Source organism: Streptomyces sp. WAC05292 (genome assembly GCF_003949955.1).
Classification (GTDB): Bacteria; Actinomycetota; Actinomycetes; order Streptomycetales; family Streptomycetaceae; genus Streptomyces; species Streptomyces globosus.
Genome location: NZ_RPSE01000013.1, coordinates 1 through 12,331, shown reverse-complemented (window position 1 = coordinate 12,331; position 12,331 = coordinate 1). Strand labels below are relative to the sequence as shown.

General features: G+C 74.9%; 12 protein-coding genes. 11 read left to right on the top strand and 1 reads right to left on the bottom strand.

Features of this window, described 5'->3' with window-relative positions:
• Positions 1-86 precede the first annotated feature (86 nt).
• The 4 genes from EF903_RS03035 to EF903_RS03020 all read left to right on the top strand — a co-directional run bounded on the left by EF903_RS03035 (position 87) and on the right by EF903_RS03020 (position 4,380).
• The gene (locus tag EF903_RS03035) at positions 87-1,535 is read left to right on the top strand and encodes a carotenoid oxygenase family protein (protein ID WP_125541023.1); all 1,449 of its coding nucleotides are present in this window, start codon (positions 87-89) and stop codon (positions 1,533-1,535) included.
• Positions 1,536-1,644: 109 nt separating this feature from the next.
• A complete protein-coding gene (locus EF903_RS03030) occupies positions 1,645-2,484 on the top strand; it encodes a CPBP family intramembrane glutamic endopeptidase (RefSeq protein ID WP_260614749.1) in 840 nt (279 codons plus the stop codon).
• The gene (locus tag EF903_RS03025) at positions 2,474-3,766 is read left to right on the top strand and encodes a sensor histidine kinase (protein WP_125541022.1); all 1,293 of its coding nucleotides are present in this window, start codon (positions 2,474-2,476) and stop codon (positions 3,764-3,766) included. The genes EF903_RS03030 and EF903_RS03025 overlap by 11 nt, the downstream gene beginning before the upstream one ends.
• Positions 3,730-4,380 (top strand): response regulator transcription factor, encoded by a 651-nt coding sequence (locus tag EF903_RS03020; protein ID WP_125541021.1) that lies wholly within the window; start codon positions 3,730-3,732, stop codon positions 4,378-4,380. Before EF903_RS03025 ends, EF903_RS03020 begins: the two co-directional genes overlap by 37 nt.
• Before the next feature lie 14 nt (positions 4,381-4,394).
• On the opposite strand, the gene EF903_RS03015 is transcribed toward EF903_RS03020, so the two are convergent.
• Positions 4,395-4,622, bottom strand: a complete 228-nt coding sequence (locus EF903_RS03015) for a hypothetical protein (protein WP_114055748.1) — start codon at positions 4,620-4,622, stop codon at positions 4,395-4,397.
• Positions 4,623-4,865: 243 nt separating this feature from the next.
• Here EF903_RS03015 and EF903_RS03010 point away from each other — a divergent pair, with 243 nt between their 5' ends.
• From EF903_RS03010 to EF903_RS02980, 7 genes are all read left to right on the top strand, one after another.
• Positions 4,866-6,467 carry an MFS transporter gene (locus tag EF903_RS03010; RefSeq protein ID WP_125541020.1) on the top strand — a complete coding sequence of 534 codons (1,602 nt, stop codon included), beginning with the start codon at positions 4,866-4,868 and terminating at the stop codon, positions 6,465-6,467.
• Between the two features lie 161 nt (positions 6,468-6,628).
• Complete coding sequence (locus tag EF903_RS03005) at positions 6,629-7,996, top strand: hypothetical protein (RefSeq protein WP_185902503.1); 1,368 nt, start codon at positions 6,629-6,631, stop codon at positions 7,994-7,996.
• A complete protein-coding gene (locus EF903_RS03000) occupies positions 7,993-8,781 on the top strand; it encodes a ribonuclease BN (RefSeq protein WP_125541019.1) in 789 nt (262 codons plus the stop codon). Before EF903_RS03005 ends, EF903_RS03000 begins: the two co-directional genes overlap by 4 nt.
• Before the next feature lie 90 nt (positions 8,782-8,871).
• The gene (locus tag EF903_RS02995; RefSeq protein WP_125541018.1) at positions 8,872-9,282 is read left to right on the top strand and encodes a hypothetical protein; all 411 of its coding nucleotides are present in this window, start codon (positions 8,872-8,874) and stop codon (positions 9,280-9,282) included.
• Between the two features lie 553 nt (positions 9,283-9,835).
• Positions 9,836-10,294 carry a peptidoglycan-binding protein gene (locus EF903_RS02990; protein WP_125541017.1) on the top strand — a complete coding sequence of 153 codons (459 nt, stop codon included), beginning with the start codon at positions 9,836-9,838 and terminating at the stop codon, positions 10,292-10,294.
• Positions 10,295-10,526: 232 nt separating this feature from the next.
• Positions 10,527-10,889, top strand: coding sequence for a hypothetical protein (locus EF903_RS02985; protein WP_125541016.1), 363 nt, complete (start codon positions 10,527-10,529; stop codon positions 10,887-10,889).
• Positions 10,890-10,953: 64 nt separating this feature from the next.
• On the top strand, positions 10,954-12,331 hold a 1,378-nt coding region (locus EF903_RS02980; protein WP_148142499.1), incomplete at its 3' end, for a serine/threonine-protein kinase.

The window sequence follows — 12,331 nt, the reverse complement described above, 5'->3', positions numbered from 1 at the left end:
ACTGGAAGGCGACAGACGCGTCCGCGGGCCGGCGGGATTCCCTCCCCCGACCGCGCCGGTCCCGTGGGCGAGGCCGGAGGTACCCCGTGAACACGCAGTCGCCGCCCCGCTTCGACCCCACCCGCGTCCCGCACCTGCTGGGCCCCTTCGCCCCGGTCAGCGAGGAGGTCGACGTCGAAGAGCTGGAGGTGGCCGGCCGGATCCCGGACGGCCTCGACGGCCTGTACCTGCGCAACGGGCCCAATCCGCGCTTCACGCCGATCGGCTCGTACCTGTATCCGATCGACGGCGACGGCATGCTGCACGGCGTCCGGCTCTCCGGCGGCCGAGCCCGCTACCGCAACCGCTTCGTCCGCACCCCGGCGATGGCGGCCGAGGAGAAGGCCGGGCGGGCCCTGTGGGGCGGGCTCGAATCGATGGTCACGCCGGACGCGGACCAGGTCGGGCCGCTGCTCTCCGGCACCTTCAAGGACCTGCCGGACATCAACGTCGTCCGGCACGCGGGCCGGATGCTGGCCCTCGCCGAGTCGGCGTGCCCGTACCGGATAGACGCGGAGCTGGCGACACTGGGCCGCGAGGACTTCGGCGGCGCCCTGCCGGCGGGGATCACCGCCCACCCCAAGATCGATCCCGTGACGGGCGAGATGGTCGTCTTCTGCTACGCCCTGGAGCCCCCGTACCTGACCTGGTCGGTCATCGGCCGCGACGGCGCCGTCACCCGCGGGCCGACGCCCGTCGACGGAGCGGACGAGCCGGTGATGATCCATGACATGGCGCTGACCGGCCGGTATGTGGTCCTGGTCCTCGCGCCCGCGTTCTTCGACCTGCGGGCCGCCGCAGCCGGGGGCTCCTTCCTCGCCTGGCGGCCGGAGCGGGGCACACGCGTGGCGCTGGTGCCGCGGGACGGCGGGCCGGTGCGGTGGGCTCAGGGCGAGGCCTTCTGGCTGTGGCACACCGTCAACGCGTACGACGACGGCGACGGGGCGGACGCCGCGGTCGTCCTGGACTACGTGGAGTGGAGCCGGCTGACGCTGGGCAGCGGCGACGGCAGGGCCGGCGGCGACGGCGCGGCGGAGGTGAGCGGCGGGCCGGCCCGCGCCCGCATCGACCCGGCCTCCGGCACCCTGTCCCGCACGCTGCTGGACGACTGCCGGGTGGAGTTCCCGCGCATCGACGACCGGCTCCTCGGCCGGCCCCACCGCCGCGCCGCGTTCGCCACCGGGACGGGCCGGGCGGACCTGCTGCCGGGCGAGTACGACGCCGTGCGCTGGTACGACACCGCCACCGGCGCCTCGCGGGTGTGGGCGGCGGGCGACCTCGCGGTCGGCGAGCCGGTCTTCGCGCCCGAACCGGGCAGCGGATCCGAGGAGCGCGGGTACTGGCTGTGCTTCGCCACCGACCGCACCGACGGCACGAGCTGGTTCCTCGTCTTCGCGGCCGAGGACCCCGAGTCCGGGCCGGTGGCCCGCGCCCGGATCCCCGTACGGGTCCCGCTGGGCCTGCACGGCTGCTGGCTGCCCTCGGACGGCGGCTGAGCGCCGGCGGGCGGGCGCCCGCCGGCCGGCCCGGCATGTATCTGGGTACACCCCGGTTCGGCATCCCGGACCAGTGCCGTCGCGCTCCCGGCACGGGATCGTCGACGGCATGCGAATGACACGTGTGGACGCCGGGATCGGCGCATGTTTTCTTCTTGTCGCCTTCGGTGCGGCCGGGCTGCTGGGCGCGGTGCAGCCCGCGACCGGGGTGCCGTCCGAGGTGGTGCAGCTGACCCAGTTCGGCCCGGCGCTGGGCGTCGCGGTCGCCGCACTGCTGTGGCCGCGGCGGGTGCGGTCGCTGCTCGCGGGCGGCAGCCGGGACCGCCTGCCGGGCGGCGGACGCGCCCGGCGGGACGGGATGCTGCTGCTGTGCACCGCGCCGCTGGTCGTCGCTGCGAGTGCCGGGGCGTACGCGGTCCTCGGCGGGGAGGCGGGCCCCGTACGGCCCGGGTCCGCGTTCGCGCTGATCGCCGCCGCCCAACTGGTCGGTGCGTGCGGTGAGGAGATCGGGTGGCGGTGCCTGCTCCAGCCGCTGCTGCGCGGCCGGTTCGGCACGCTCACGGCGTCGGTGCTGGTGGGCGCCGTCTGGGGCGTCTGGCACGTCCAGGTCTTCGCCCGGCATCCCGTGTACGCGGGGGCGTTCCTGCTGGCGGCGGTCGCCATGTCCGCGGTGATGGGGTGGGCCCTCGAGGGATCCGGCGGCGCCCCGCGGCTGCTGCTCGCGGGCGGGTTCCACGCCCTCGTCAACCTGGGGATGCTGCTCCTCATGGACGAGGAGGACGGAGCGGTCCTGCCCATGGCGTTGTTCGGGGCGTCCTGCCTGGCCGCCGCGGTCGTGTGGACCGCCTGCTGCGCCGGCCGGCGGGGCGGGCCGCCGGCCGCCACCCCGGCCGCCGGCTCCGGGCCCGGAGCCGCTACGCTCCCCGTGATCACGCATGATGTCCGATAGACGACCCCGCACCGCCCTCGCCCGCGCCTGCCGCGCCCTCGGCCGCTGCCAGTTGGCGAGCCTGCACGCCATCGCCGCGTCCGCGGCCGGCTCGCTGGTCGTGCTCGGCGTGCTCCTGCTGCCGGTGGGTGTCGGCTTCCGGCTGCTGCCGCCGGCCGCACGGCTCCTGCGGAGGCTGTCCGACCGCTCCCGCGCCCGGGCCGCCGCCTGGACCGGCACCGCGATCGTCCCGCCTGACCCGCTGCCCGCCCCGCCGCCCGCCTCGCGCGGGCCGGGAGCGCCCGGGCGGGCGGCGCGGGCCGTCCTCGCGGACGAGGGGTTCTGGCGCGACCTGGCGTGGGCCTGGCTGGAGCCGGTGACGGGCGGGCTCCTGGTCGCCGTACCGCTCGCGCTCGTGGAGTACGGGGCGTTCGGCGCGCTGGTCCAGCCCTTCGTGTGGCGGCGCCTGGGCGAGGGCAACTGGTACGCGTTCGTACCGGTCCACAGCACCGCCGGCGCCGGCGCCGCCCTGCTGCTCGGGCTGGCGTTCGCGGCGGCGGGGCTGCTCGCCGCGCCCCCCGTCCTCCGCCTGCATGCCCGGCTGGGCCGCAGGCTGCTCGCGGCGCCGCGCAGCACCCGGCTCACCCGGCGGATCGAGCAGCTCACCGACAGCCGCGGCCGGGCCCACGACGCGCTCGCCGCCGAACTGCGGCGCATCGAGCGCGATCTGCACGACGGACCGCAGGCGCGGCTGGTGGCGCTCGGCATGACGCTGGACCGGGCCGGCCGGCTGCTGGAGGCGGATCCGCCGGCGGCGCGCGCACTGCTGCGGGAGGTGCGGAGCAGCTCCGAGCGGGCCCTGCAGGAGTTGCGGGACCTGGTGCACGGCATCCACCCGCCGGTGCTCGCCGACCGCGGCCTCGGCGACGCCGTCCGGTCGCTCGCCCTGGACAGCTTCCTCGACGTCCGCGTCGAGGGCGGGCTGCCGGGACGGCTCCCCGCCCCCGTCGAGTCCGCCGCCTATTTCGCGGTGAGCGAGGCCCTGGCGAACGCGGCGAAGCACGCCCGCGCCCGCGAGGTGCGCGTGTCCCTCGCATACGGGGCGGGCCTGCTCCGGATCGCCGTGGCCGACGACGGCCGCGGCGGCGCCGACCCGTCGCGGGGCACCGGACTGGCCGGGCTGCGGCGGCGGTTGGATACCTTCGACGGAACCCTCGCCCTGCACAGCCCGCCGGGCGGACCGACCACCGTGACGCTGGAGATACCGTGCGCGTTGTCCTCGCCGAAGACCTCTTCCTCCTGAGGGACGGGCTGACCCGGACCCTCCGGGAGCACGGGTGCGAGGTCGTCGCCGTCGACAACGGCCCGGCCCTGCGGCAGGTCCTGCTCGACGAGACGGTCCCCGCCCCGGACGTGGCGGTGGTGGACGTGCGGCTGCCGCCGACGTTCACCGACGAGGGCCTCCAGGCGGCCCTCGAAGCGCGCCGCCGGCGGCCGGGCCTGCCCGTCCTGGTCCTCTCCCAGTACGTGGAGCAGTTGTACGCGCACGAGCTGCTGGCCGGCGGCGAGGGTGCCGTCGGGTACCTGCTGAAGGACCGTGTCACCGACACCGCGCAGTTCGTCGACGCGGTGCGCCGTGTCGCCGCGGGCGGCACGGTGATGGACCCGCAGGTGATCTCGCGGCTGCTGTCCCGCGGGGAGGCCCGCGGGACGACCGACGGCCTGACGGGGCGTGAGCGGGACGTCCTGGAGCTGATGGCGGCGGGCAGGTCGAACGCGGCGATAGCGAGCGGACTGCACATCAGCGAGAGCGCGGTCGCCAAGCACACCGCGGGGATCTTCGCGAAGCTGGGCATCGGGCCGTCGGCGGACGACAACCGCCGGGTGCTGGCGGTGCTGGCCTATCTGAAGCGGTGAGCGGCGCCGCCGGGTCAGGCGACGGCCGGCCGCTGGGCGGCCAGGCGGGCCAGGTGGGCCTCGCGGAGGTCCTCCCAAGGCGTGCAGTCCTCCGGCGCGGGGAGCCCGTTGGCGGCGATGTCCTCCAGGGCGGCGGCGAACCGGTCGGCGCCGGCCCGGGTGCGGGCGGCGTACGCGCGCACCGCGTCGGCGGCCGCGGGATCCAGCTGCTGCCGGGCGGCGGGGGCCGGCTGTTCGCTCATCGGGAGCTCCTGGGAGTTCAACTGGCTGGCCCCCTTACGGTATCGCCCGGCCCGGCCCGCGGCGGCCCGTACGCGGGATCCGCCCCGGCGGACCGTTCGCCCGCGTGCTCCCGTCCGGCGGCGGGAGGCCCGGCCAGGTGACATGCGTCGGCAAATGCGCGGCCCGCGCCCGGGGGGTCCGTACCGTGTGGGCAGGCGGTGACCGTCACGCTCCGGGAGCGGTCCCGGGCCAGGAGGTGCGCAGTGCGGCGATGGCGGGCTCTGCTGGTGCTGGGCACCGCGCAGTTCCTGATGGTGCTGGACACATCCGTCATGAACGTCTCCATCAGTGCGCTGGTGGAGGACTTCGACACCGACGTCACGGCCATCCAGGCCGTGATCACCCTGTACACGCTGGTGATGGCCGCGTGGATGATCACGGGTGGGAAGATCGGCGACATGGTGGGCCGCCGCCGCGCCTTCACCGTGGGGCTGTGCATCTACGCGGTGGGTTCGGCCATCACGGCCGTCTCGCCCGAGCTGTGGGTCCTCACGATCGGCTGGTCGGTGATCGAGGGCCTGGGCGCCGCCCTGGTCCTCCCCGCCCTGGCGGCCCTCGTGGCGGGCGCCTACCAGGGCCGCGACCGGGCCGTGGCGTACGGGGTGATCGGCGGGCTGGCCGGGGCGGGCATCGCGATCGGGCCGCTGCTGGGCGGCTGGGTGACGACGTACCTGACGTGGCGCGTCGTCTTCGCGGGCGAGGTCGTGCTCGTGGTCGCGATGCTGTGCGTGGTGCGATGGGTGGCGGAGCCGCCACGGCCCGCCCGGCCGCCCCGCCTGGACGGCGTGGGCGCGGTCCTGTCCGCGCTCGGGCTGGGCGGGGTGGTGCTGGGCATCCTGCAGAGCGGGACGTGGGGGTGGCTGGAGCCGCGCGACGCGCCGTTCACCGTCTTCGGCTTCTCCCCCACCCTCTTCGTCGTCGCCGCCGGCGGCGTCCTGCTCTGGCTGTTCCGGGTGTGGGAGCGGCGGCGCGAGGCCGGCGGCCGGGACGCCCTCGTCGACTTCTCCCTGTTCGGCGTCCCGCCGCTGCGGGCGGGGCTGACGATGCTGCTGGGTCAGAACCTGATCCTGCTGGGGCTGTTCTTCGTCATCCCGCTGTACCTGCAGATCGTGCAGGGGCTCAACGCCTTCGAGACGGGCCTGCGGCTGCTGCCGGTGTCCGTCATGATGTTCCTCTCCGCGATGAGCGGCCCGCTGCTGGGCCGGGTGGCCTCCCCGCGGACCGTGGTGAGGGTCGCCATGCTCGTCCTGCTCGCCGCCGTCCTCTGGCTTCTCTCCGCGATCCGGCCGGACCTGGACGACGCCTCCTTCGCCGGCGCGATGGCGGTGCTGGGCCTCGGCATGGGCCTGCTGGCCTCGCAGCTGGGCAACGTCGTGCAGTCGAGCGTCGCGGAGGACCGGCGCAGCGAGGCCGGGGGGCTGCAGTACACGGCGCAGAACCTGGGGTCCTCGCTCGGCACCGCCCTCATCGGATCGGTGCTCGTCGTCGCGCTCTCCGCCGTCTTCGTCCGGCAGATCGACGACAACCCGAACATCTCCGATGCGGTGCGCGAGCAGACCGGCGTCGCGATCGACCAGGGCATCAGCTTCCTGTCGACCGACCAGGTGCGCGCGGCGGTGGAGGACGCAGGAGTGCCCCCTGCGGAGGCGGACGCGTTCGTCGACGAGTACGCGCAGGCCCAGCTCCAGGGCCTGAAGACGGCGATCCTCGCCGTCGGGGGCATCACCCTGGCCTGCCTGCCCTTCAGCCGCCGGCTGCCCGCGGAGCGGCCCGGCAGCACGGCGGAGGCGCCCGCCTCGCCCTGACCCGGCCCCGCCCGCGCCGCACCCCACCCGGCCGCCTGCCTCACCCGTCCCAGGTGAGGCAGGCGGCCGTGCGCGGTGGGCACGGTGGAGGTCCGACCGGGCCGCCGTAGGGGCTCCCCGCCTGCGGACGCCGGCGCGCCGGGCGGCAGTGAGGAGGAAGCATGGACCCCACCGCACCGGGCCCCGAAGAGCGCGGGACCCCCGCCGCGGAACGCCCGCTGACCCCGCAGGAACGCGCGGAGTACGAACGGCTGCGGAAGTCCGCAGCGGTGCGCCACCGGCGGCTGCGCTACACCGGCGCGACGGTCCTGCTCCTGCTGGCGCTGCTGCTGTCGCCGGTCGGCGTCATCGCGGCCTGGCTGCACAACACCATCTCCGACCAGGACCGGTACGTGCAGACGGTCGCCCCGCTCGCGCAGGAGCCGGCCGTGCAGAACGCGGTCACCGACAAGCTGACGAACGCGGTCGTCGCGAACGTCGACGTGAAGGCCGTCACCGACGCCCTCCAGCGGGCGCTGCAGCAGGCGGACGCCCCGCCGCTGGTGGTGGAGAAGTCCGAGGCGCTGGAGGCTCCGCTGAAGAGCGCCCTGACCTCGGCGGTCCGCACCGTGGTGTCCAAGGTCGTCACCAGCGACCAGTTCGAGACGGTGTGGACGGAGGCCAACCGGCGGGCCCAGGCCGCGGTGGAGAAGGTGCTGACCGGTGAGGGGTCGAGTGCCGTCCAGGCCAGCGGGGACACCATCGTGCTGGACATCGGCACGCTGACCGACGAGCTCAAGCAGCGCCTCGTCGAGTCCGGCTTCGAGAAGGCCTCCGCCATCCCCGAGGTGAACAAGCAGGTGCCGCTGCTCCAGGTCGACAAGCTCAACGAGGCCCAGGACGCGATGCGGCTGCTGAACACCCTCGGCGTGTGGCTGCCCATCGCCGTGCTCGTGCTGGCCTCCCTGGGCGTGTGGGCCGCTCCCGCGCACCGGGTGTGGCTGATGGCCACCGCCATCGGGTTGTTCGTGATGATGCTCCTGCTGCTCGTCGGCCTGGCCGTGGCCCGGCGGATCTACCTCGACTCGGTTCCCCCGGCGACGCTCCCGCCGGATGCCGCGGCCGCCGTGTACGACACGTTCGTACGCTTCCTGCGGCTGAGCACGCGCACCCTGCTCGTCCTGTCCGTGGTCACCGCGCTGGCCGCCTACCTCTACGGGCCCGGGCGGGGCGCCCGGCTCGTCCGCCGGGCCGGGGTCCGGTCCACCGGCGCGGCCGGCCGGGCCCTCGAACGCCTGGGCATGCGCACCGGCTCCACAGGCCACTGGCTGCAGGAGCACCGGGCGTGGACGACCGGGCTGGTCATCGCCGGCGGTGCGCTCGCGCTGCTGTTGTGGAACTACCCGACGCCGGGCGTGGTGGCCCTCGTGTTCGGCATCGTCGTCCTCCTCCTCGTCGTCCTGGGCATCCTCGCCGCGGCCACGGGTGACTCCCGCCGCGGTACGGGCGGGGGCGGGACGGGGCACGGGTCCGGCCTGCGCCCGGGATGAGGCTGCCCGCGGCGCGGGCGCGGCTGCGGCGGTTCACCGGCCGCCTCATGGAGGTGAACCCGCTGGACAGCGCGTTCCGGCTGGCCGCCCAGACCTTCCTGGCGGCGATCCCCCTCCTCCTGGTGGTGGCGGCGTTCGCGCCGCCGCCGATGAAGGAGCTGATGTCGGACTCGCTGAGCGCGGTCCTCGGCATCACCGGCGACACCCTCCAGGAGGTGCGTACCGCGTACGGCGCGAGCGGCGCGGTGCGCGACGCGTCGGGAGCCGTGGGGGTCGTCGTGGCTGTGCTGTCGGCGACCGCGGTGAGCCGGGCCCTGCAGGCCGTGTGCGAACGGTGCTGGCGCCTGCCGAAGGCGAGCATCCGCAGCGTGGCGTGGCGCTGGGTCGCCTGGCTTGTGGTGTGGCTGGTGGTGCTGTTCGTGCAGGCGCCGCTGCGCCGCGGCTTCGGGTTGGGGCCGGCGCCCGGCTTCCTGCTGTCGCTGGCGGTGTCCGTCCTGCTGTGGTGGTGGACGCAGCACCTCATGCTGTGCGCGCGGATCGGCTGGCTCCCGCTGCTGCCGGGCGCACTGCTCACCGGGACGGGAATGGTCCTCTTCGCGTACGCGTCGGGGCTCCTGATGCCGGTCGCCATGAAGCGCGGGTACGAGGAGTTCGGCATGCTCGGCCCGGTCTTCACCCTGCTGACCTGGCTCATCGCGGCATTCGTGGTGGCCGTCGCCGGGCTGGCCCTCGGGCAGTGGGCGGCTGCGTCCGCCTGGTACGCCCGCCTCACCTCCCGCGGGTGATCCGCGCGGGCCGTCCGTGGCGCACAGTCGGATCCGGCACCCCCGGTGGGTGCCGGGACTCAGGGAACGTCCACGATCGGAGTCGAAGCCATGACAACCACGCAGACGGGCCGGGAGGGCTACCACCCCTTCGCGAGCGGTCTGGTCGTCTTCGCGTCCGTGATGCTGATCGTCTTCGGCATCCTCGACTTCTTCCGCGGCCTGATGGCCATCGCCCGGAACGAGGTCTTCGTCAGCACGCCCAACTACATGTTCAAGTTCGACCTGACGGCCTGGGGATGGCTGCACCTGATCTTCGGGCTCCTCGCGATCGCCATCGGCCTCGGCCTGATGAAGCCGTCGCGGTGGGCGCGGATCGGCGGGGTCGTCCTCGCGGGCATCCTGGTCATCGTCAACTTCCTCTCCCTGCCGTACTACCCGCTGTGGTCGCTCGTGGCCATCGCCATGTACTGCGCCGTCATCTGGGCCCTGTGCGTGGTGAGGACCCCGGACACCCCGTGAGCCCGGTGCCGCCTCCGGCTCCGCGATCGGCTCTCGGATCGCCCGCGCACGGCCTTCGGCACGCCGCTCGGACCCGCCGGTACCGCCCCGGCGCGGGCGGTCCGGCGGGCGGGTCGGCGGCGGGAGGTGTCAGCCGCCGCCCCCGGTGAGCAGCGGTTGCCGCCCGGGGAGAGGCGGGTCGGGCGCACTCTGCGCGTGAAGGCCTGCCGGAGAGCGTGCCGGACTCGTGTCCGTCGTGCCGGCTGCCCGCACGCCGACGGCGGAGAATCCGGCGCATGCCCCGCACAGCCGAAGACGGACGACCCCACCGGGCGGGCCTTCCGCCGTGCACGGCTCCCCGGCGGCATGCCCGACCGGCGCGCGGGTGCGCCGGGTTGGACATCCGGGCGTTCTCGGGCGGGCGGCCGCCCCTGGTCTCCCCCGGCTCGGTACGGGTGTGGAGCACTACCGGCCATCCTTCCCGATCCGGGCCCGCGGGCCGGGAGCCCGTGCCAGAGTCGTCCCCGTCCAGGAGGGTCATCCGCGATGCGGGTTGTCATGGAGGGGGCACCACATGCGATCGAACAGGCTGGTGAGGGGACTCGTCACCGCCACGGCACTGGCTGCGGTCACCGCGGGGAGCCTGGCGGCTTCCGGCACCGCCTTCGCCGCAACGCCGGAGAGGTCGCAGGGCGCGGTCGCCGGGCCCGCCTCGGCCACCGAGGTCGTCAACCTCGGGCTGAGCTCCTCGCAGGCGAAGCGCGTCCAGTTCTACCTCCGCTACTACGCCGGGGTCTACACGGGCGCGATCGACGGCCTCCTCGGTACGGAGAGCTGGAAGGGCATGCAGCGGGTCCTGCGCTCCTACGGCTACACCGGGGCCATCGACGGCATCGTGGGGACCGGAACGATCAAGGCTCTTCAGCAGTACCTGAAGAGCGACGGGTTCTACTCGGGAGCAATCGACGGCATAGCCGGATCCGGTACCCGGGCCGCGTTCGCGGCCTGGGCCGACCAGCTGCCCATGGACTGACGCCGGGGGCAGTGGGGCTGGGCACCTGCGCGAGGGCGGCCGTTCATGCCGGAACCCGCGCCGGCCGAGGAGTCGGGGCGGGTCCACGCCGCGGGGATCGGCGGCGTTCATCCGGCCGGAGGACCGGATCGATAACCCACACGGGTGCACCGTGTCATCCGTGGGTGGCAAGGGTGATCCTTCTCCTTCCGGGGTCTTCTACGGTCGCCACAAGCTCAGCGAAAGGAATCCCGTGCGACCGGTTTCCACTCTCCGGACCCTGCTGGCCACCGCCGCCCTGGTCGGCGGTACGGTCATGGCCACCGCGACGCCCGCCGGCGCGGCCACCTGCCCCCACCGCGACTCGCCGAAGATCCCCGGCGCGAAGGCCGACTGGACCCTGACCTGTCGCAACGTCGAAGGCCAGCCCGCCCTCTACATCGACGGATGGGTGGAGGACACCCGGCGCGACGCCCTGTGCGCGGTCGTCCGCATCACCCCGGAGAGGCAGAACCACCCGGACGAGGTACGGGCCTGCGGATACGGGGAGCGCGTACAGATCCACGAGTTCTACCGGGGTCGAAGCGCCGTCGTGAGGCTCGCCAACAGCCGGTGATGCCGAGCCCGGCCCCGTCTTCGCCTGGCCCCGCCGGTTCGAACGGCTCCACTAAGGTGGTCCCGTGACAGTGGGGGGCGGGGTGCTGATCGGGGGCCGGTACCGGCTCCTCGACGTGATCGGCCAGGGCGGCATGGGCCGCGTGTGGCGGGGTCGGGACGAGACTCTGGGCCGCGAGGTCGCGGTGAAGGAGCTGCTGCTCCCTCCCGGCGTGGACGGGGCCGAGCGGGAGCTGCTCGTGCGGCGCGTCCTGCGCGAGGCCCGGGCCGGCGCCCGCCTCGACCACCCCGGCATCGTCACCGTGCACGACGTCGTCGAACACGCGGGGGCGCCGGTGATCGTGATGGAGTACGTGCGCGGCCGCTCACTCGGAGCGGTCCTGAAGGCGGACGGTCCGCTGCCGGTCGCCCGGGCGGCCGCCATCGGCGAGGCGGTCCTCCGGGCGCTGCGCCGCGCCCACGACACCGGCATCGTGCACCGCGACCTGAAGCCCGACAACGTGCTGCTCACGGAAGACCGGGTCGTCATCACCGACTTCGGCATCGCGCACACGGCCGACGCCACCACCGCGCTGACCCGAACCGGAGCCGTGCTCGGGACGCCCGCCTACATGGCGCCCGAGCAGCTGCTCGGGCGGCCGGCCGACCCGGCGAACGACCTGTGGGCCCTCGGGGCGACGCTGTACACGGCCGTCGAGGGCCAAGCGCCTTTCACCGCCGAGACGTTCAGCGCGCTCTGCATCGCGGTGGCGACGCAGGAGCCGCGTCCACCGGCCCGCGCCGGCGCGCTGGCGCCATTGCTCGTGTCGCTGCTGACGAAGGACCCGGAGCGGCGGGCGACCGCGGAGGAGGCGCTGGCGGCGCTGGAGGCCGCGGCCCGCGGCGGCGACCCCTCGGGGGCGGGCCCCGGCCCGGCGGCCCGGGCGGCAGTGCCCTCGGCCGTACCGGTGCCACGGCCCGGCGATGCGGCGCCCGTGCCGGTGCAGGCGCCGGTGCCGGTGCAGGCGCCGGTGCCGGGCGCGACGGCGGCCGTACGGGGCCCGGGCGCCGCGGCGCGGGCCCGTCTCGTCCGCTTCGCCGGGTGTTTCGCCCTGATCCTGCTGGCGGGCACGCTGCTGCCGTGGAACCACCTGGCGGCCCTCCCGCACGGGCTGGGCCCCACCGGGCTGGCCGTCATCGCCCTGGTGGCGCTCGCCCATGCCCTGCCGCGGCCCCGCCTGCGCCCGGCCGTGGTCCTGCCGGTCCTCTTCGCGGCGGACGTCGCGCTGTTCCACGCACTGCGGCTGGTCCTCGGCTGGCGGCAGACCGGGTTCGGCACGCTGCCCTGGCACGTCGGCGTCAACATGCTGGTCATCAGCGTCGGCGCCTGGCTGCTGTGGTGGAAGGTGCCGGGCAGCAGGCGGGGCGGCGGCAGGGCATGGGCGAGCGCCACCAGGGCGATGA